The 19,851-nt window shown below is 57.3% G+C and carries 16 protein-coding genes; 4 read left to right on the forward strand and 12 right to left on the reverse strand.

What is annotated here, in order from left to right; translation table 11 throughout:
* Positions 1–9 precede the first annotated feature (9 nt).
* The 3 genes from iscS to trmJ form a co-directional block, all read right to left on the reverse strand.
* On the reverse strand, positions 10–1,224 hold the full coding sequence (gene iscS, locus AC4ICF_RS17250) for a cysteine desulfurase (protein ID WP_020883022.1): 1,215 nt from the start codon (positions 1,222–1,224) through the stop codon (positions 10–12).
* 117 nt (positions 1,225–1,341) lie between these two features.
* A complete protein-coding gene (iscR, locus tag AC4ICF_RS17255; RefSeq protein WP_008502158.1) occupies positions 1,342–1,833 on the reverse strand; it encodes a Fe-S cluster assembly transcriptional regulator IscR in 492 nt (163 codons plus the stop codon).
* A gap of 220 nt (positions 1,834–2,053) precedes the next feature.
* Positions 2,054–2,779, reverse strand: coding sequence for a tRNA (cytosine(32)/uridine(32)-2'-O)-methyltransferase TrmJ (trmJ, locus tag AC4ICF_RS17260; RefSeq protein ID WP_047652688.1), 726 nt, complete (start codon positions 2,777–2,779; stop codon positions 2,054–2,056).
* Positions 2,780–2,911: 132 nt separating this feature from the next.
* Here trmJ and suhB point away from each other — a divergent pair, with 132 nt between their 5' ends.
* Positions 2,912–3,715 carry an inositol-1-monophosphatase gene (gene suhB / locus AC4ICF_RS17265; protein ID WP_028014077.1) on the forward strand — a complete coding sequence of 268 codons (804 nt, stop codon included), beginning with the start codon at positions 2,912–2,914 and terminating at the stop codon, positions 3,713–3,715.
* A gap of 5 nt (positions 3,716–3,720) precedes the next feature.
* On the opposite strand, the gene AC4ICF_RS17270 is transcribed toward suhB, so the two are convergent.
* Positions 3,721–4,713: a nickel/cobalt transporter gene (locus tag AC4ICF_RS17270; RefSeq protein ID WP_116343283.1), complete on the reverse strand. Its 993-nt coding sequence runs from the start codon at positions 4,711–4,713 to the stop codon at positions 3,721–3,723.
* Positions 4,704–5,342 carry a DUF1007 family protein gene (locus tag AC4ICF_RS17275; protein ID WP_039266860.1) on the reverse strand — a complete coding sequence of 213 codons (639 nt, stop codon included), beginning with the start codon at positions 5,340–5,342 and terminating at the stop codon, positions 4,704–4,706. The genes AC4ICF_RS17270 and AC4ICF_RS17275 overlap by 10 nt, the downstream gene beginning before the upstream one ends.
* Positions 5,343–5,467: 125 nt before the next feature.
* Here AC4ICF_RS17275 and csiE point away from each other — a divergent pair, with 125 nt between their 5' ends.
* Positions 5,468–6,745 carry a stationary phase inducible protein CsiE gene (csiE, locus tag AC4ICF_RS17280; protein WP_316380671.1) on the forward strand — a complete coding sequence of 426 codons (1,278 nt, stop codon included), beginning with the start codon at positions 5,468–5,470 and terminating at the stop codon, positions 6,743–6,745.
* On the opposite strand, the gene AC4ICF_RS17285 is transcribed toward csiE, so the two are convergent.
* Positions 6,746–7,885 carry a 3-phenylpropionate MFS transporter gene (locus AC4ICF_RS17285; RefSeq protein ID WP_163330591.1) on the reverse strand — a complete coding sequence of 380 codons (1,140 nt, stop codon included), beginning with the start codon at positions 7,883–7,885 and terminating at the stop codon, positions 6,746–6,748. It lies immediately after the preceding gene.
* Between the two features lie 173 nt (positions 7,886–8,058).
* On the opposite strand from AC4ICF_RS17285, the gene AC4ICF_RS17290 reads away from it, so the two are divergent.
* Complete coding sequence (locus AC4ICF_RS17290) at positions 8,059–8,481, forward strand: DoxX family protein (RefSeq protein ID WP_023615984.1); 423 nt, start codon at positions 8,059–8,061, stop codon at positions 8,479–8,481.
* 53 nt (positions 8,482–8,534) lie between these two features.
* On the opposite strand, the gene glyA is transcribed toward AC4ICF_RS17290, so the two are convergent.
* Positions 8,535–9,788 (reverse strand): serine hydroxymethyltransferase, encoded by a 1,254-nt coding sequence (glyA, locus tag AC4ICF_RS17295; RefSeq protein ID WP_025757663.1) that lies wholly within the window; start codon positions 9,786–9,788, stop codon positions 8,535–8,537.
* Positions 9,789–10,092: 304 nt separating this feature from the next.
* Here glyA and hmpA point away from each other — a divergent pair, with 304 nt between their 5' ends.
* On the forward strand, positions 10,093–11,283 hold the full coding sequence (gene hmpA, locus AC4ICF_RS17300; protein ID WP_316380672.1) for an NO-inducible flavohemoprotein: 1,191 nt from the start codon (positions 10,093–10,095) through the stop codon (positions 11,281–11,283).
* Positions 11,284–11,358: 75 nt separating this feature from the next.
* Here hmpA and glnB read toward each other — a convergent pair whose 3' ends face one another.
* The 5 genes from glnB to purL form a co-directional block, all read right to left on the reverse strand.
* Positions 11,359–11,697 (reverse strand): nitrogen regulatory protein P-II, encoded by a 339-nt coding sequence (glnB, locus tag AC4ICF_RS17305; RefSeq protein ID WP_003860685.1) that lies wholly within the window; start codon positions 11,695–11,697, stop codon positions 11,359–11,361.
* Positions 11,698–11,762: 65 nt separating this feature from the next.
* Entirely contained in the window at positions 11,763–13,100 is a 1,338-nt protein-coding gene (glrR, locus tag AC4ICF_RS17310) for a two-component system response regulator GlrR (RefSeq protein ID WP_028014084.1), read from the reverse strand.
* A complete protein-coding gene (qseG, locus tag AC4ICF_RS17315; protein WP_116343293.1) occupies positions 13,087–13,824 on the reverse strand; it encodes a two-component system QseEF-associated lipoprotein QseG in 738 nt (245 codons plus the stop codon). The genes glrR and qseG overlap by 14 nt, the downstream gene beginning before the upstream one ends.
* Positions 13,825–13,828: 4 nt before the next feature.
* The gene (gene qseE, locus AC4ICF_RS17320; protein WP_320719960.1) at positions 13,829–15,253 is read right to left on the reverse strand and encodes a two component system sensor histidine kinase QseE/GlrK; all 1,425 of its coding nucleotides are present in this window, start codon (positions 15,251–15,253) and stop codon (positions 13,829–13,831) included.
* A 533-nt stretch (positions 15,254–15,786) separates the two neighbouring features.
* A complete protein-coding gene (purL, locus tag AC4ICF_RS17325; RefSeq protein WP_316380674.1) occupies positions 15,787–19,674 on the reverse strand; it encodes a phosphoribosylformylglycinamidine synthase in 3,888 nt (1,295 codons plus the stop codon).
* Between the last annotated feature and the right edge of the window lie 177 nt (positions 19,675–19,851).

Raw genomic sequence — 19,851 nt, forward strand, 5'->3', positions numbered from 1 at the left:
ATGTACCGATTAGTGATGTGACCATTCAATGCTGTTCAGATCCACGCCCTGCTTGAACATTTCCCACAGTGGAGAAAGGTCGCGCAGACGGCCAATGGAGTTGCGAACCAGCTTGATGGTGTAGTCAATCTCTTCTTCGGTAGTGAAACGACCTAAAGAGAAACGGATAGAGCTGTGTGCCAGCTCGTCGGTCATGCCCAGCGCGCGCAGCACGTAGGATGGCTCCAGGCTTGCAGACGTACAGGCAGAACCGGAAGAAACGGCCAGGTCTTTCAGTGCCATAATCAGCGATTCGCCTTCAACATAGTTGAAGCTGACGTTGAGAATGTTTGGTGCGCCCTGCTCGAGATCGCCGTTCAGATACACTTCTTCCATATCTTTCACGCCGTCCCACAGACGGTTACGCAGCGTGCGCAGGCGCGCCATCTCGGTTTCCATCTCTTCTTTTGCAATGCGGTACGCTTCGCCCATGCCCACGATCTGGTGAACAGGCAGCGTGCCGGAACGCATGCCGCGCTCGTGACCGCCGCCGTGCATCTGTGCTTCGATGCGGATACGTGGCTTACGACGAACGTACAGCGCGCCGATCCCTTTCGGGCCATAGATTTTGTGGCCGGAGAAGGACATCAGGTCTACTTTCAGCTGGCTCAGGTCGATAGGCAGTTTGCCCACGCTCTGGGTCGCATCCACGTGGTAGATGATACCGCGCGCGCGGCACATTTCGCCGATGGTCGCGATGTCCTGAACGACGCCGATTTCGTTGTTAACGTGCATGATGGAGACCAGAATGGTGTCATCACGCATGGCCGCTTCGAGCTCTTTCAGGTCGATGATCCCGTTGCTCTGCGGCGCCAGGTAAGTCACGTCGAACCCTTCACGCTCCAGCTGACGGCAGGTGTCCAGCACGGCTTTGTGTTCGGTTTTGCTGGTGATGATGTGCTTGCCTTTTTTCTGATAAAAGTTGGCTGCACCTTTGATCGCCAGGTTGTCGGATTCGGTCGCACCGGAGGTGAAAACAATCTCACGCGGGTCGGCACCCACCAGGTCAGCAATCTGATTACGGGCGATATCCACCGCCTCTTCAGCATGCCAGCCAAAACGGTGTGAACGGGAAGCTGGGTTACCAAAGTTTCCGTCCAGGGTCAGACACTGCATCATTTTCTCGGCAACACGCGGGTCCACCGGCGTGGTTGCGGAGTAATCGAGATAAATCGGTAATTTCATTGCTCTTTAAACTCCGTACATCGCTTCAATGCAAGGAATCAGGCAACCGGCTGGATGTACGACCGAGTACGCGGGGCGTGACCGCCCCGGCCTGATTCTGAAATACTTATCGTTTTATTACGCGCGTAATTTGACGTCGATAGCGTCCTGCGCGCGGGTGCTGCGTTGTGAATCATGGCTGTGCTGACGGCCTGATACGTCCAGAACTTCCTGGTTATTCACCAGTTCACCGAGGGTGATATTGTTCAGGAAGCCCGTCAGACGGTCGCTCAGATCGCGCCACAGCGCGTGGGTCAGGCACTTATCGCCGCCCTGGCAGCCGCCTTTACCCTGGCAACGGGTCGCGTCCACGGATTCGTCAACGGCGCTAATCACTTCACCAACCGCAATACTGCCCGCGTCTTTACCCAGCAGATAACCGCCGCCCGGGCCACGAACGCTGGAAACCAGTCCATTTTTACGCAGTCTGGAGAACAGCTGTTCCAGGTAAGAGAGGGAGATCCCTTGTCGTTCAGAAATATCAGCCAACGGAACCGGGCCCGCTTCGGAGTTGAGCGCAACGTCCAGCATCGCGGTCACGGCATAACGCCCTTTAGATGTCAGTCTCATGTCTTACTTAACCTCAAACTCGCCCCTGCCCGGGGTTTTTTATTGTAAAATGGGGGTATTGCATAGCAGGGCCAAGTCTGACATTCCTGACTAAAATGGTCAACTATTTACTTGACTGTTTTAGTCAGGTATTTAACCTTCCGTGCCGTATTGCCTGGGTTCGGCCTGATGCCTTCACCCCGGCCCTCTCCCACGGGGAGAGGGAGAAAACAAACCGGCACTACTCTTTATTTTTCTGCTCAATCGACGCCAGAATTCCGCGCAGGATGTTCAGCTCCTGGCTTTCCGGGCGCGCGCGGGTGAACATACGGCGCAGCTTGTTCATCACCTGACCCGGGTGGCCTTCACGGATGAAACCGGTAGAGAGCAGCGTCTGCTCCAGGTGGCCGTAGAAACGCTCAAGGTCGTCCACCAGCGGATAGGCCGTCTCTTCTTTCGGTTCTGCCTGCTTTTCCTGCGTCGCCAGCCATGCCATACGCACTTCGTAGGCGATAACCTGCACCGCCATCGCCAGGTTCAGCGAGCTGTATTCCGGGTTGGCGGCAATCGCAACGTGGTAGTGGCACTTCTGCAGTTCGTCGTTGGTCAGGCCAACGCGCTCGCGGCCAAACACCAGCGCAACCGGCGCCTGTTCTGCTTCTGAGACACTTTTCAGGCCGCATTCGCGTGGGTCCAGCATCGGCCACGGCAGCGTGCGGGAGCGCGCGCTGGTACCGACAACGAGGCTACAGCCGGCCAGCGCTTCGTCGAGGGTATCGACGATCTGGGCGTTGCCGATCACGTCGCTTGCCCCGGCCGCCAGAGCGATAGCCTGAGAGTCGGGCTTCACCAGCGGGTTAACCAGCCAGAGGTTCGTTAAGCCCATGGTTTTCATAGCGCGGGCAACGGAGCCCATGTTGCCGGTGTGCGATGTTTCGACCAGCACGATTCGAATGTTTTGCAGCATAATTTTTAGATGTCTGGATTCAGTGTCTGAAGATTATTCGGGCATATTATCATAAACGGGAGACATAATCCGATCCCGCTGCTATACTCTGCGCCGATTTTCCTGTTCTTTAACATCCAGTGAGAGAGACCGATGCATCCGATGCTGACCATCGCCGTGCGCGCAGCGCGCAAGGCGGGTAACGTAATTGCCAAACACTACGAAACGCCAGACTCCGTAGAAACCAGCCAGAAAGGCAGCAATGATTTCGTGACTAACGTCGATAAAGCCGCAGAAGCGATTATTATCGAAACGATCCGCAAATCTTACCCGCAGCACACCATCATCACCGAAGAAAGCGGTGAACATGAAGGTACCGATCAGGATGTTCAATGGGTTATCGATCCACTGGATGGCACCACCAACTTCGTTAAACGCCTGCCACACTTCTCTGTGTCTATTGCAGTACGCATTAAAGGCCGTACTGAAGTCGCCGTTGTTTATGATCCAATGCGTAACGAACTGTTCACCGCTACCCGCGGCCAAGGCGCACAGCTGAACGGCTACCGTCTGCGCTGCAGCAACGCACGCGACCTGGACGGCACCATTCTGGCGACCGGCTTCCCGTTCAAGGCGAAACAGCACGCGACCACCTATATGAATATCCTGGGCAAGCTGTTCACCGAATGCGCGGACTTCCGTCGCACCGGCTCTGCTGCGCTGGATCTGGCCTACGTTGCCACCGGCCGCGTTGACGGTTACTTCGAACTGTCACTGAAGCCGTGGGACTTCGCGGCGGGCGAGCTGATCGCACGTGAAGCAGGCGCCATCGTGTGCGACTTTACCGGCGGCCACAACTACATGACCACCGGCAACATCGTTGCGGGTAACCCACGCGTTGTTAAAGCCATGCTGGCCAACATGCGTGACGAGCTGAGCGATGCGCTGAAGCGTTAATCCCCTCACCCCAGCCCTCTCCCCAAAGGGGAGAGGGTGTTAAACGGCACCGTACTCACCCACATCGTCACCGCCGCCACCAGCAGAATCACCCCGCCCGCCAGCGCGAGCGTTGTCCATCCTACCTGCCGCCACAGCACCGGCGTTTTATTGCCGCTGAGTTTGACCGCCAGCTGACGGAAGCTGTGTACCAGCAGCGCTAAAGACGAAATGGTGAGAGACGTCCCTGCCGCCATCGCCAGCGCCGAGAGCATGCCCCAGCCGAACACACCAATCACTTTACTGAACAGCAGCACCATGATGGCCCCCGAGCACGGGCGCATCCCCATAGAGAGAACTATCATCAGCCGCGCGCGCCAGTCGTCACCGCTCTGTAATTGATCCTGCGTCGGCAGGTGCTGATGCCCGCAGCCGCAGTGTTCATCATGAACGTGGTGCGGCGTAAAGGTTTTGAATTTGGGCTTTTGCAGCAGCGCGCGCAGCTTTTTCAGCGCCCGCCAGCAGAGGATCAGCCCCAGCACGCCCACCAGCGCATAGCTGCCCTTCTCCAGCCAGAAGCTGCTCATGTGAAGCTGGCGCGCGGGAAGCTGTAATAGCGAAAGCACAACCACCACCAGCGCTATCGCCACGCCCCCCTGAAGCAGCGAAGAGGCCAGCGTCAGGCCAATGCTCGATTTCAGCTTCGACGGATGGGTCGCAAGCCAGGTGGTTATAACGATTTTACCGTGCCCCGGACCCAGCGCGTGCAGCACGCCGTAGATGAAGCTGAACGCCAGCAGAGAACCGCCCGCCCTGGTCGGATTCTCCGCCACCGCCTTCAGCAGCCCGCTCATCTGCTGGTTGACCTCACGCTGCCAGATGATGCTTTTCATCATCACCTGCGGCCAGGCCTGCCACAGCCAGAGCGAACCGCCGAAGGCAAACAGTAAAAAGAGCGCCAGCGGCCAGAGGTGCAGCCAGCGGCGCGGTTTTCGTACCGGAGAGGAGATCACTGACATTGTAACGTTACCTTCTGTGCGAACTGTTTACCCAGTTCCATGTCCTCCGGCGGCGCATCTTCCTTATCGAGAGAGACCGCAAAATTCAGCGTCTCTTCGCTGGGCTTCGGGGTATGAACCGCAATTTTGCAGGTTTTTTGCAACGATGCCGGAAGCTGAACGTCGCGCTCTTCGGCATAGCTCATGTCCACGTAGTACGTTGGGTCAAAGGTGGAAAACGTATAGGTTTGTCCTGCCAGCGGCTGCGGGTGCGCCAGCGGGAGCACGAACGTCAGCACCGCCTGATGCCCGTCGCGGGACATGCCGTATTCTGTCGGGCGATTGAGGAACTTCACCTTTTGTCCGTTATGCCAGAACTCGGTGAAGTAGTGCTGACCCAGCACGTTGGCCATCACTTCCGCCGCCAGCTTTTTCCAGATTTCGTCGCCGGGCTTCGCGTTGCCCGCATCATAAAGCAGATCCGCCGAGGTGATTTCATCCATCGTCCAGCGCATTTTCAGGCCGCTCAATTGCGTGCCGTCGGTGACCAGCTCGGTTTTCAGGCTGATAAAACTGTGAGGATGTGCGCTGGCGGTAAAGGTGATAACCGCCAAAAATAACGCCATCGCATTTTGTTTAACTGTCTGCATCAATTCCTCACGTCAAAAATTCTGTGATGTTCCCCAGCAATCCTGAGTGAAAGGCCTGCCGGCGCGCTTTTCAGCGCCGATCCTTTAGCTATTCTTATCAAACATTCACACTGGATACCCGACAGATGATGACGACGCTTGAAATTCCATCTGTGCTTTCCAGTTCGCAGCGCCGCTGCCAGGTGCTTTTAATGCTTTACCTGCCCGATGCTGCCGTCACCGCACAGAGCATAATCGCTGCCAACGGCGTGGACGACGTCATGGCACGGCAAGATATAGCCGAGACGCGCGATGAAATCCAGCGCTATCACCGGCTGGATATCGTTACGCACCACGACGGCAGCTACCGAATTGAAGGCACTGCCCTGAATCAGCGTTTGTGCCTGCTGCACTGGCTGCGCAGGGCGCTCCGCCTTTGCCCGCAGTTTGTCTCGCACCAGTTTACCCCAGCCTTAAAAACCGCGCTTAAACAGCACGGTATCGCGCGGCCGCTTTACGACGATGCGAACCTGCGGGCGCTGATCGGCTTCTGCTCACGCAAGCTGCAGCGCCAGTTTGAATGCCGCGACGTCCAGTTCTTACAGCTCTATTTACAATACTGCCTCATCCAGCATCACTTAGGAAACACGCCGCAGTTTTCGCATGCCCAGCGCAGCTGGACCCAGTCGCGGGGAGAGTATTTTACGGCACAGGAGATTGTCCGCCACTGGAAGCGGCGCGTGCCGCAGGGCGCGCACGTAGATGAGCAACTGTTTCTGGCGCTGCTGTTTATGATGCTCCGCACGCCCGATCCGGTGCTCGATAAACACCAGCAGGATCAGCGTTTGCGCCGAGCCATTGTGCGCATGGTGGCCCGTTTTCGCTCCCAGACAGGGATGAACTTCAGCGACGAGCAGGGGCTGACCGATCAGCTATATATTCATCTGGCTCAGGCGCTGGACCGCTCTCTGTTTGAGATCGGCATCGATAACAGCCTGCCGGAGGAGATCCACCGCCTCTACCCCCGGCTGTTGCGCACAACGAAAGAGGCGCTGTTTGAGCTGGAGGCGGAGTTTGGCCTGCGTTTTTCCGATGAGGAGATGGCGCTCGTGGCGGTCATTTTTGGCGCCTGGCTGATGCAGGAGTCCGATCTGCATGAAAAACAGGTGGTGTTGCTGACCGGGGAGGATAAATCCTGCGAGGAGATAATTGAACAGCAGCTGCGCGAGTTGACGCTGCTGCCGCTCAATATTCGCTATCTGACCCTGCAGGCGTTTCAGAAAGAGGGGGCGCCGCGCGAAGCCGCGCTGGTTATCACCCCCTATCCTACGGCCCTGCCGCTGTTCTCGCCGCCGCTGATCCACGCAGTTGAATCACTGAACGCGCAGCAGCAAGAGCATATTCGCGCCATGCTGGAATCGTAGTTACGTTCGCGCGGCCACTTTTGGTCGAACAAACATCGCCGGGAGCGCCACCAGCGCCATGACCCAGAACACGCCGTGTCCAAGATGCTGGTAGAGGAAGCCCGCAAATACCGTCATCACTGCAATGCTGCCGCCCATCGCCACCGCAGAATAGACCGCCTGAAGACGAATCACGTCCCCGCCCTCACGCGCAGCGATATAGCGCATCGCCGCCAGATGACACACGGTGAACGTGCCGCAGTGAAGAATCTGCGCCACAATCAGCCACGGCAGTTCCGTTGTCCAGCCCATAATGCCCCAGCGAGCCACGCCGCACACCGCGGAAAGCAGCAGCAGGTCGCGCGCGCCAAAGCGGCGGAACAGCTTCTTGCTCAGGGCGAAAATAATGACTTCTGCCACCACGCCCAGCGACCACAGGTAACCGACCGCAGAGGCAGAGTAGCCCGCCCCCTGCCAGTAGATAGCGCTGAAGCCATAATACGCCGCATGCGCCCCCTGAAGCAGACAGACGCACGCCAGAAAACGCCAGCTCTGTGCCACCAGGCTCCGCCAGGCGGGCCAGCCGGCGCTCTCCTGATGGCGACTCTCCCCTTGCGGCATCACCGACGGGCGCAGCAGCATCCCAAGCAGCATCGAGGCTATCCCGATACTGAGCAAAGCCAGAATCGCACGGTAGTCGTAAAGGCTGACCAGTTTCCCCACCAGCGCCGAGCCGATCACGAAGGCAATCGAGCCCCACAGGCGCACGCGCCCATAGTCCATGGTGATCTGCTTTTGCCAGGTGTTCGCCAGGGCATCCGTCAGGGGTACCAGCGGTGAGAAGAACAGGTTAAAGCCGACCATCACCACCATCAGCCAGGCAAACTGGTGGCTGACCCAGAAGCAGGCCGCAAAGACCAGCGTTAGCAGCGCCAGAATACGCACCGCTTTTATTAGTAGGGAGGGATCGCTGACGCGGGGTGCAATCAGCAGGCTACCAAGGAAACGAGCCACCAGCCCCGCGCCCAGCAGGATACCGATGGTTTCTGGGGTCAAACCAATTCCCTTGAGCCAGACGCTCCAGAAAGGCAGAAAAATACCGTAGCTAAAAAAGTAGGTGAAGTAGCTGAGCGCCAGCCAGCGCGTGGAATGCAAGACCATGAATCCCTCCCGAAATGGAGGCCATAGTCTGGCGAGAATATAAAAATTAAGCAAGTAGATAGCCTGCTATAAATTAACGAAAAATTAACATATTGAGCAGTCGTCTGGCTTATGGCAGGGAATGAAAATGTGTATTACGTTTAAATTACTCCACTTGCAGAGGTATTTCTGCCATGAACTCACTACGTTATCTCGACTTTGGTCAGTCGCGTCATCTGCTGCTGTTGATTGGGCGTATCGCACTTGTCGTACTGTTTATTATCTTTGGTTACCCGAAACTGACAGGATTTAGCGGCACCGTACAGTATATGACCTCGCTGGGTACGCCGATGCCCATGCTGGCGGCCATTATTGCGGTGGTGATGGAAGTGCCTGCCGCCATTCTGATCGTGCTGGGCTTTTTCACCCGCCCTCTCGCGGTTCTCTTTGTCTTCTATACGCTGGGCACGGCGATCATCGGTCACCACTACTGGGATATGACCGGTGATGCGGTTGTGCCGAATATGATTAATTTCTACAAGAACGTCAGTATTGCTGGCGCCTTTATTTTGCTGGCGATAGTCGGGCCTGGGGCCATTTCTCTGGATCGGCGTTAAGCCAAAAAAAAGGCCGCAAGCGCGGCCTTTTTTATTTCTGCAAAGCAGAGGAATTATGCGTATACCGGGAAGCGTGCGCAGATATCCAGAACTTTACCTTTAACGCGCTCGATTACCGCTTCGTCATTGATGTTGTCCAGAACGTCACACATCCAGCCAGCCAGCTCTTTCACTTCCGCTTCTTTAAAGCCGCGGCGAGTGACAGCCGGAGAACCGATACGGATACCGGAGGTCACGAACGGGCTCTTCGGATCGTTTGGCACGCTGTTTTTGTTCACGGTGATGTTGGCGCGGCCCAGAGCGGCGTCAGCTTCTTTACCGGTCAGGTTTTTATCAACCAGATCCAGCAGGAACAGGTGGTTTTCAGTCCCGCCGGAAACCACTTTGTAGCCACGGTTCAGGAAAACTTCCACCATCGCTTTAGCGTTCTTAGCAACCTGCTGCTGGTAAACCTTGAACTCAGGCTCCATCGCTTCTTTCAGCGCTACCGCTTTTGCCGCGATAACGTGCATCAGCGGGCCGCCCTGCGCGCTTGGGAACACGGCGGAGTTCAGTTTTTTGTACAGCTCTTCGTCACCGCCTTTCGCCAGGATAAGGCCACCGCGTGGACCCGCCAGGGTTTTGTGGGTGGTGGTGGTCACAACGTGAGCGTGTGGAACCGGGTTCGGGTAAACGCCTGCGGCAATCAGGCCCGCAACGTGCGCCATGTCAACGAACAGGTACGCGCCGATGCTGTCTGCGATTTCACGCATTTTTGCCCAGTCAACGATACCGGAGTAAGCGGAGAAGCCGCCGATGATCATCTTCGGCTTGTGCTCTTTAGCCTGCTTCGCCATATCTTCGTAGTCAATTTTACCGGACTCATCAATACCGTAAGGGATGATGTTGTACAGTTTGCCGGAGAAGTTAACCGGGGAGCCGTGAGTCAGGTGGCCGCCCTGCGCCAGATTCATACCTAAAACGGTATCGCCCGGCTGCAGCAGTGCGGTGTAAACCGCGAAGTTAGCCTGGGAGCCGGAGTGCGGCTGGACGTTTGCGTAGTCAGCGCCAAAGAGTGCTTTCGCACGGTCGATTGCCAGCTGCTCTACGATATCAACGTACTCGCAACCGCCGTAGTAGCGCTTGCCCGGATAACCTTCAGCGTATTTGTTGGTCAGCTGAGAGCCCTGCGCCTGCATCACGCGCGGGCTGGTGTAGTTTTCGGAGGCGATCAGTTCGATGTGCTCTTCCTGACGTACTTTTTCCTGCTCCATAGCCTGCCACAGTTCGGCATCATAATCGGCAATGTTCATTTCACGCTTTAACATCCGCATCTCCTGACTCAGCTAACAAGTAAATTTTGGCCTGAAAAGGCAGTCCTGTTGGACGACGGGCAACAGTATAACTGAATAGTTCTGTGATAACAGGTCTTGACAAACGATTTTACGCAAACGTTTTCCTTCACGCCACGCAAGGGTTTGAGGAATAAAGATCTCGCTATTTCCAGCGGATTTCTTTTCAGGTTTGTGATGCATATTTTTCATCTTGCAAAGAACCATTTACAAAGCATGGGTATTTTTTATAAGATGCATTTAAAATGCATCATTAAAGTGACATCAGAAGGAAGCTGCCATGCTCGACGCTCAAACCATCGCTACCGTTAAAGCCACCATTCCCCTGCTGGTGGAAACCGGCCCTAAACTTACCGCCCATTTCTACGATCGCATGTTTACGCACAACCCGGAGCTCAAAGAGATTTTCAACATGAGCAACCAGCGTAACGGCGATCAGCGTGAAGCGCTTTTCAACGCCATCGCGGCCTACGCCAGCAATATCGAAAACCTGGCGGCGTTGCTGCCCGCGGTGGAAAAAATCGCGCAGAAACACACCAGCTTCCAGATCCAACCCGAGCAGTACAACATCGTCGGCGGCCACCTGCTGGCGACGCTGGACGAAATGTTCAGCCCGGGCCAGGAAGTGCTGGACGCGTGGGGTAAAGCCTATGGCGTACTGGCAAACGTGTTTATCAACCGTGAAGCGCAGATCTACAGCGAAAACGCCAGCAAGAACGGCGGCTGGGAAGGCACTCGCGCCTTCCGCATCGTCGAGAAAACGCCGCGCAGCGCATTAATCACCAGCTTTGAATTTGAGCCGGTGGACAGACAGCCGGTGGCCGATTACCAGCCGGGCCAGTATCTGGGCGTATGGCTGAAGCCTGAAGGCTTCCCGCACCAGGAGATCCGCCAGTACTCTCTGACCCGCAAGCCAAACGGCAAAGGCTACCGCATTGCGGTGAAGCGCGAGGACGGCGGTCAGGTCTCCAACTGGCTGCACAACGAAGCCAACGTGGGCGACGTGGTTCATCTGGCCGCGCCGGCGGGCGATTTCTTTATGGCCGTTGAGGCGAATACTCCGGTTACGCTGATCTCTGCGGGTGTCGGCCAGACGCCAATGCTGGCAATGCTCGACACGCTGGCGAAAGCAAACCACGGTGCGCAGGTCAACTGGTTCCATGCTGCGGAAAACGGCGACGTGCACGCCTTTGCGGATGAAGTGAATGCGCTGGGGGCGTCCCTGCCGCGTTTCACCGCAAATACCTGGTATCGCCTGCCGACGGAAGCAGACCGCGCAGCCGCACGGTTTGACAGCGAAGGTCTGATGAACTTAAGCCAGATGGAAGGGGCGTTTAGCGCGCCGGACATGCAGTTCTACGTCTGTGGGCCGGTGGCGTTTATGCAGTATGCCGCGAAGCAGCTGGTTGAGCTGGGCGTAAATAAAGACCACATTCATTACGAATGTTTCGGGCCGCATAAGGTGCTGTAATGAAAAAGCCCCTCGAACGAGGGGCTTTTTTTCGCCGGGTAGCGGCTGTGCCTTACCCGGCATGGCAAATCTTTTTTAAATCGCCGCGTCGTCTTCTTCACCGGTACGGATACGGATCACGCGCGCCACGTCAAAGACAAAGATTTTCCCGTCGCCAATTTTGCCCGTCTGCGCCGTGCGGATAATGGTATCCACGCAGGTATCGACGATATCGTCGCTGACCACGATTTCAATTTTCACTTTCGGCAGAAAGTCGACCATGTACTCTGCGCCACGATAAAGCTCGGTGTGGCCCTTCTGACGACCAAAACCTTTCACTTCCGTCACGGTCATCCCGGTGATGCCGACTTCCGCCAGCGCTTCACGTACATCATCCAGTTTGAAAGGTTTAATAATCGCATCAATCTTTTTCATGGTGGGTCCTTAAACTCTTGCCTGTAAGCTGCTTCGTAATCGGTTGCTCACAGTACCATACGGCACTACTCTTTAAAATCGTTTGCTTCCAGCTCGTGGCGTGAGAGCAGCTTATAGAACTCTGTACGGTTGCGTCCGGCCATCCGCGCCGCGTGGGTCACGTTGCCTTTGGTTATCTGCAGCAGCTTGCGCAGATAGTTCAGTTCGAACTGATTCCGCGCTTCGGCAAACGTCGGCAAGGCCGTGTTTTCTCCTTCCAGCGCCTGCTCCACCAGCGCGTCGCTGATAACCGGTGAGGAGGTCAGCGCCACGCACTGCTCAATCACGTTCACCAGCTGGCGCACGTTACCCGGCCAGCTTGCGGCCATCAGCCGCTTCATCGCATCCGTCGAAAAGGCGCGCACGAAAGGTTTATGGCGATCGGCCGCCTGGCGCAGAAGGTGATTCGCCAGCAGCGGAATATCTTCCGCACGCTCCGCCAGCGCCGGTATCTTCAGGTTCACCACGTTCAGGCGGTAGTAGAGATCTTCTCGGAACTCGTTGCGGGCCATCACTTTTGGCAAGTCGCGGTGGGTGGCGGAAATGATTCGCACGTTAATATCAATATCGCGATTGCTGCCCAGCGGGCGCACTTTGCGCTCCTGAAGCACGCGCAGCAGTTTGACCTGCAGCGGCGCGGGCATGTCGCCGATCTCGTCCAGGAACAGCGTGCCCCCTTCTGCAGCCTGGAACAGCCCTTCCCGGCTGCTCACCGCGCCGGTAAATGCGCCGCGGGCATGGCCAAAAAGTTCAGATTCAAGAAGCTGCTCTGGCAGGGCACCGCAGTTAATGGCGATGAAGGCGTTTTTGCTGCGCGGGCTGGCGTTGTGGATCGCCTGCGCCAGGATCTCTTTCCCGGTTCCACTTTGACCATTAATCAGCACGCTAACGTCTGACTGTGCGACCATTCGCGCCTGCTCAAGCAGACGCAGCATTATCGGGCTGCGGGTGACGATAGATTCACGCCATGCGTCGTCGCCGGAGGGCGCGGCGTGCTCCAGCGCGCTGTCTATAGCTTTGTAAAGCGCGTCTTTATCTACCGGCTTGGTGAGGAAGCTGAATACGCCCTGCTGGGTTGCGGCAACGGCATCCGGGATTGACCCGTGCGCCGTCAGGATAATCACCGGCATGCCCGGCTGCTGCTTCTGGATTTCGGCGAACAGCTGCATGCCATCCATTTCGTCCATCCGCAGGTCGCTGATCACCAGGTCAATCTTCTCGCGGCTGAGGACCTTCAGCCCCTCCTGCCCGCTTTCCGCGGTTACCACGGTGTAGCCTTCACTCACCAGACGCATCCCCAGCAGCTTTAACAGGCCGGGATCGTCATCCACCAGTAAGAGATGGGCTGGTTTACGGCTCGTCATGCTTCACATCCTCTTGTTTCGGCATATCGCTGTCCGGTGCAGCAGATGAACTACCTGGCTGATATTTACGCGACGAGAGCTGCCTTTCGATATCGGTCAGGTTTTCCAGCTTGCGCGTGGTGGTATCCAGCTGGCTACGTAAATGTTGCTGCTGTTGGCGCAGCGTATCAAGCTCGCTGTCGGTTGACTGTTGCAGCTTGCTGTAGCGGGAGCGCTCTTCAGACAGCTGCAACTGTAACGTCTGCCCGTCCCGCCAGAGCTGGTAGACCGGGCGCACCTGTGCGGGAAGATTGATCACAAACGTGTCCAGCCGGGTCACGTTGGCCCGACGTTCAACGGGGGTAATTTTCGCATCGGCCAGTAAAATCCCACGCTTGAAAGCGTCCTGCCAGGTGTCCTCATCCAGCATCGCCGCCTTCGAGCGGGCGTCTACCGGCGCAAGCCGCTGAGCGCAATCTATTCCGCGCAGCCAGAACAGCGGGTTATTTTCGACGTCATGCCCTGACAGATTCCAGATATCGTCACAGCGGGTAGAGAGGAAATCCGCCAGCTGGTTATCGGGCCATTTATCTTCTTGTTTACCGCTTATCGCACTTTGCGGCGCATGGGAAACGCACCCCGCCAGAACTAAACAGGGCAGACTCAGGCGACCCGCTTTGCTGGAAAACACCGCGCGTATGGCGCGGAAAAAGACGTGTGACATACTCACCAGATATAGATTCATTTTATTAATTTTTCCGGCTCAGGGGCAGTTCAATACGGAAGCAAACATCTGAACGTTCGTCCGTGGCAATGTTTAGCTCACCCTGCATGCGTCGTATGCAGTCCCGGGCGATGCTTAAGCCCAGACCGCTTCCTTTTACCGCACCTTTCCGCTGATGACTCCCCTGGAAAAAGGGTTCGAAGATCATGGTTTTTTCGTCATCGGGGATCGGGGTGCCGGTGTTTGCGACGTCAATAAACACCCGGGAACCCTTCGTAAAACTTCGGATATAAATGTTACCGGATTCAGTACCATAGTGCACCGCATTGGAGTAAAGATTGTCCAGAACGCTCATTAATAGCATGGGTTCAGCGAGACAGGTCGGTGCATTCAGCTCTACCCCGGTATGCATCATTTTAGCTCTTGCCGGCAAGCTGTGGGCGGAGATCACCATATCCACCAGCGGCTCAATTTCCACCTCTTCCAGCACGACCGCCCCATCAGCCAGCTTGCGGTTGTAATCCAGAAGCTGCTCAATGAGCTTTTGCAGGTTGCGGCTGCTGGCGTCCAGAATCTCGACAATCTCTTTCTGCTCCGGCGTAAGCGGTCCTGCCACCTCGTCCGCCAGCAGCTCCGTTCCTTCACGCATGCTGGCCAGCGGGGTTTTCAACTCATGAGAGATATGGCGCAGGAACTGGTGGCGCTGGGATTCCAGCCACGCCAGGCGCTCGGATAGCCAGATAATGCGCTGGCCGACGGATCGCAGCTCCCGAGGACCTTTAAAGGCAACCGTATCCCCGAGCGATTTCCCCTCCCCCAGGCGGTTGATCATACGCTGAATACCCTTCACCGGGCCGATGATCATGCGGGTAAAGAGCAGCACCAGCCCGAGGCTCACCAGGAACAGCACCAGCGCCTGCCAGCCGAAGAACTGGCCGCGCTCGGCAATCTCCTGCTGTAGCTGCTGGCCGCGAGAGAAAATCACCGTCCGCGTGGATTGCACCATTTCGGTATTGGCGGCAGCAAAGGCTTCAAGGCGCGCGGCGGCAGCCGCATCCGGGCCGCTGTTATGGCACTGCAGCTGCGCGAGATCGTTCAGATCCTGACGTAGTGCCTGATAGAGCCTGTCGTCCGGCAGCACGCCCGCGTGGGCGTCCAGCATTTCGCTGTAGCGCTTGCGCTGGCTCTGGTACACCTTCTCCAGTGTCCGATCGTCGAGCACGCAGTACTGGCGATAGCTACGCTCCATCTCCAGCGCGGCGTTGGTCATCGCTTCACTGCGTCTGGCGTCGATAAGCGTGGTGCGGTTCGTCAGTGCCGCCTGGGCACTCAGCGCATTCAGGCTCTGCCACGCCTGCCAGGCGAGGATCAGCAATGGCAGCAGGATCAGCAGGAAGGCCATCATCACGAGCTGTCGCAGGGAGCGGGGAAAAACGGGCCAGCGTTTCAACGCATTACTCTCTTCATGGGGTTTACGGAGAGCGTAACTGAGTCTGCCCTTCAGATACAACAAAGCCGGGTAAAAACCCGGCTTTGTCATGGAATAAGGCGGTGCCTAACTCGACGTTTCGCCCTGGCCTGATAAAGCATCGCTATGATCAGTAGTTGGACGGCAGGCACCTTTTTGTGCGTCATTCGAAGTTTATGTAGCACGTCCCGAAGGGGCTGACATAAGAAGGTGAATGAGCCACTGGTTAATATTATGCAACACCCATGCCAGAATGCAAAACAAAATATTAACACATTGAAATATATAATTTTTACTCACTTAACCGGTTCATTGTGTGTTGAATGATTTCCAGGCTAAGTGTCGCTATTAAGCAACACCTTAATGGGAACATTTACTGCCATATATAAATCAATGAGTTATATGTCTCCATTTAGAGACAGTCATGTACCCTCTTTGTCGCAATTTTGCGACACGCATAAAAAAGCCCGGTGGCGCTACCGCTTACCGGGCCTGCAAAGTACCTGCTTTACTTCTTAACCCAGCTGTTTACGCGCGTTGCGGAAGATGCGCATCCACGGGCTGTCCTCGCCCCAGTTTTCCGGATGCCAGGAGTTGCTCACGGTACGGAACACGCGCTCCGGGTGCGGCATCATAATAGTCGCGCGGCCGCTTTCGCTGGTCACCGCCGTAATACCGTTGACGGAGCCGTTCGGGTTAGCCGGATAGGTTTCTGTGACCTTGCCGAAGTTATCGACAAAGCGCAGCGCAACCAGGCCTTTGCTCTCCAGCTGAGCCAGATGCGCCGCATCGCGCACTTCCACCTGACCTTCACCGTGAGAAACGGCGATTGGCATCTGCGACCCGACCATCCCCTGCAGCAGCAGAGACGGGCTCTGAGTCACTTCTACCAGGCTGAAGCGCGCCTCAAAGCGGTCTGACTGGTTACGCACAAAGCGCGGCCAGGCTTCGCTGCCAGGGATCAGTTCGCGCAGGTTAGACATCATCTGGCAGCCGTTGCACACGCCCAGCGCCAGCGTTTGCGGACGGTGGAAGAAGGTTTCGAACTCATCGCGCACGCGGCTATTGAACAGAATGGACTTCGCCCAGCCTTCACCCGCGCCCAGCACGTCCCCGTAGGAGAAACCGCCGCACGCTACCAGCGCATGGAAATCCTCCAGACCGGTACGTCCGGCCAGCAGGTCGCTCATGTGGACGTCGATAGCGTCAAAGCCCGCGCGGTGGAAGGCTGCCGCCATCTCAACGTGGGAGTTAACGCCCTGCTCGCGCAGAACGGCCACTTTCGGACGCGCGCCGGTCGCAATGTACGGCGCGGCAATGTCTTCATTGATGTCGAAGGTGAGCTTCACGTTCAGGCCAGGATCGTTGTCGTTAGCCTTCGCATTGTGCTCCTGATCGGCACATTCCGGGTTATCACGCAGGCGCTGCATCTGCCAGGTGGTTTCCGCCCACCACATGCGCAGCGTGGTGCGGCTTTCGCTGAACACGGCGTGACCGTCAGCTTCAATGACGAAGCGGTCACCCTGAACGGCTTTACCCAGATAGTGCACGCAGTCAGCCAGGCCATACTGAGCCAGCAGCGCTTCAACCGCATCGCGGTCTGCCGCACGAACCTGAATCACCGCGCCCAGCTCTTCGTTAAACAGCGCCGCCAGGCGGTCTTCGCCAAGCGTGGCAATGTTCGCTTCCACGCCGCAGTGGCCGGTGAAGGCCATCTCTGCCAGCGTCACCAGCAGGCCGCCGTCGGAGCGGTCGTGGTAGGCCAGCAGCTTGCGCTGCGCCACCAGCGCCTGAATCGCGTCGTAGAAGCCTTTCAGTTGCGCCACGTCGCGCACGTCGGCTGGCTTGTCGCCGAGCTGACGGTAAACCTGCGCCAGCGCGGTGGCGCCCAGCGCATTGTGGCCTTTGCCCAGGTCAATCAGCAGCAGGGCGTTGTCTTCAGTGGCCAGTTGCGGCGTAACGGTGTGGCGCACGTCTTCCACGCGGGCAAACGCGGTGATCACCAGCGACAGCGGAGAGGTCATCTCGCGCTGCTCGTTACCTTCCTGCCAGCGGGTTTTCATCGACATGGAGTCTTTACCCACCGGAATGGTCAGGCCGAGGGCTGGACACAGCTCCTCACCCACCGCTTTCACGGCTTCATACAGGCCCGCGTCTTCGCCAGGGTGGCCGGCAGCGGCCATCCAGTTCGCGGAAAGCTTGATACGTTTGATGTCGCCAATCTGCGTCGCGGCAATGTTGGTCAGCGCTTCACCCACCGCCAGACGGGCAGAGGCGGCGAAGTCCAGCAGCGCCACCGGGGTGCGTTCGCCGAGAGCCATCGCTTCGCCGTAGTAGCTGTCGAGGCTCGCGGTGGTCACGGCGCAGTTAGCGACCGGGATCTGCCACGGGCCGACCATCTGGTCGCGGGAGACCATACCGGTCACGGTACGGTCACCGATGGTCACCAGGAAGGTTTTCTCCGCCACAGCAGGCAGGTGCAGCACGCGGTTGACCGCTTCTGCCACGGTGATGCCCTGACGATCCAGCGCTTTGCCCGCCGCTTTGCGGGTTGTTACGTCGCGGGTCATCTTCGGCGTTTTACCGAGCAGCACGTCGAGCGGCAGATCGATCGGCTGGTTGTCAAAGTGGGTGTCGCTTAAGGAAAGGTGCTGCTCTTCGGTCGCTTCACCGATGACGGCATACGGCGCGCGCTCGCGGCGGCACAGCTCGTCAAACAGCGGCAGCTGATCCGCAGCAACCGCCAGCACGTAGCGCTCCTGGGATTCGTTACACCAGATTTCCAGCGGGCTCATGCCCGGCTCATCGCTCAGGATATCGCGCAGGTTGAAGCGTCCACCGCGGCCGCCGTCGCTCACCAGCTCAGGCATGGCGTTGGACAAACCGCCCGCGCCCACGTCGTGGATGAACAGAATCGGGTTGGCATCGCCCAGCTGCCAGCAGCGGTCGATCACTTCCTGGCAGCGACGCTCCATTTCAGGGTTGTCGCGCTGCACGGACGCGAAATCGAGATCCGCGTCAGACTGGCCGGAGGCCATAGAGGAGGCCGCGCCGCCGCCCAGACCGATATTCATGGCCGGGCCGCCCAGCACGATCAGCTTCGCGCCGACGACGATCTCGCCTTTCTGCACGTGATCGGCACGAATGTTACCGATCCCGCCCGCCAGCATGATCGGTTTGTGGTAGCCGCGCAGCTCTTCGCCGTTGTGGCTGTCCACTTTCTCTTCATAGGTACGGAAGTAACCGTTCAACGCCGGACGGCCAAATTCGTTGTTGAACGCTGCCCCGCCCAGCGGGCCTTCGGTCATGATATCCAGCGCGGTGACAATGCGCTCTGGCTTGCCGAAATCTTCTTCCCACGGCTGTTCAAAGCCCGGGATACGCAGGTTGGATACGGAGAAACCGACCAGACCCGCTTTGGGTTTTGCACCACGACCGGTCGCCCCTTCGTCACGGATTTCACCGCCGGAGCCGGTCGCCGCCCCCGGCCACGGAGAGATTGCGGTCGGGTGGTTGTGGGTTTCCACTTTCATCAGGATATGCGCAGGCTCCTGGTGGAAGTCATAGCGCCCTGCTTCGCGATCGGCGAAGAAGCGGCCCACCTCGGAACCTTCCATCACAGCGGCGTTGTCTTTGTAGGCAGACAGCACGTGGTCAGGGGTTTGCTCCATGGTGTTTTTGATCATTTTGAACAGCGACTTCGGCTGCTGTTCGCCGTCAATAATCCAGTCGGCGTTGAAAATTTTGTGGCGGCAGTGCTCAGAGTTAGCCTGCGCGAACATATAGAGTTCGATATCGTTCGGGTTACGGTTGAGCTTAATGAACGCATCCTGCAGGTAGTCGATTTCGTCTTCTGCCAGCGCCAGGCCGAGACGCAGGTTGGCGTCAATCAGCGCCTGACGGCCCTGCCCCAGCAGATCCACGCTCTGTACCGGCGCAGGCTGATGGTGGGAGAAAAGCTTCTGCGCGTCATCGAGAGAGGCAAACACGCTCTCCATCATGCGATCGTGCAGTTCAGCCGCAACCGCCTGCCACTGCGCGTCGCTCAGGGTAGAGGCTTCAACATAGTACGCCACGCCGCGCTCCAGACGGTTAATCTGGCTCAGGCCGCAGTTGTGGGCGATGTCGGTAGCTTTGGAAGACCAGGGGGAGATGGTACCCGGACGCGGCGTCGCAAGGATCAGTTTGCCGGTTGGCGTATGGCTGCTCAGATTTGGACCATACTTGAGCAGGCGTTCCAGCTGTACGCGCTCCTCTGCATTGAGGGGGGCATTCAGGTCAGCAAAATGGACATACTCAGCGTAAATATTGCTTACCGGAAGGTCGGCCGCCTGAAAACGTGCCAGCAGTTTGGTAATACGGAAGGCAGACAGTGCAGGCGAACCACGCAGAATTTCCATCATAAGTCTCTCGTCTTCGAAGCGCCGGGGCGCTTACAGTGTGCGCAAGGGGGGAAAACGGGCGTCATTATAGAGAATCCTGAGCGTCGACGAAACCGTTTGCGTCGAAATAAAATTTGCGAAGATGTTTAGCAATAGATGTGACCTGTCTCTCTAATTGGTTGCCAAGTGGCGCAAGTT

It is taken from the genome of Enterobacter sp. ECC_219_Taxon_10, assembly GCF_058354905.1.

Coding starts and splice junctions, on each gene's coding strand:
- qseG (WP_116343293.1), bottom strand. CDS start 13,824: ATGAATCTATATCTGGTGAGTATGTCACACGTCTTTTTCCGCGCCATA.
- trmJ (WP_047652688.1), bottom strand. CDS start 2,779: ATGCTGCAAAACATTCGAATCGTGCTGGTCGAAACATCGCACACCGGC.
- hmpA (WP_316380672.1), top strand. CDS start 10,093: ATGCTCGACGCTCAAACCATCGCTACCGTTAAAGCCACCATTCCCCTG.
- csiE (WP_316380671.1), top strand. CDS start 5,468: ATGATGACGACGCTTGAAATTCCATCTGTGCTTTCCAGTTCGCAGCGC.
- AC4ICF_RS17290 (WP_023615984.1), top strand. CDS start 8,059: ATGAACTCACTACGTTATCTCGACTTTGGTCAGTCGCGTCATCTGCTG.
- glnB (WP_003860685.1), bottom strand. CDS start 11,697: ATGAAAAAGATTGATGCGATTATTAAACCTTTCAAACTGGATGATGTA.
- AC4ICF_RS17270 (WP_116343283.1), bottom strand. CDS start 4,713: ATGTCAGTGATCTCCTCTCCGGTACGAAAACCGCGCCGCTGGCTGCAC.
- suhB (WP_028014077.1), top strand. CDS start 2,912: ATGCATCCGATGCTGACCATCGCCGTGCGCGCAGCGCGCAAGGCGGGT.
- glyA (WP_025757663.1), bottom strand. CDS start 9,788: ATGTTAAAGCGTGAAATGAACATTGCCGATTATGATGCCGAACTGTGG.
- iscR (WP_008502158.1), bottom strand. CDS start 1,833: ATGAGACTGACATCTAAAGGGCGTTATGCCGTGACCGCGATGCTGGAC.
- iscS (WP_020883022.1), bottom strand. CDS start 1,224: ATGAAATTACCGATTTATCTCGATTACTCCGCAACCACGCCGGTGGAC.
- AC4ICF_RS17275 (WP_039266860.1), bottom strand. CDS start 5,342: ATGCAGACAGTTAAACAAAATGCGATGGCGTTATTTTTGGCGGTTATC.
- glrR (WP_028014084.1), bottom strand. CDS start 13,100: ATGACGAGCCGTAAACCAGCCCATCTCTTACTGGTGGATGACGATCCC.
- purL (WP_316380674.1), bottom strand. CDS start 19,674: ATGATGGAAATTCTGCGTGGTTCGCCTGCACTGTCTGCCTTCCGTATT.
- AC4ICF_RS17285 (WP_163330591.1), bottom strand. CDS start 7,885: ATGGTCTTGCATTCCACGCGCTGGCTGGCGCTCAGCTACTTCACCTAC.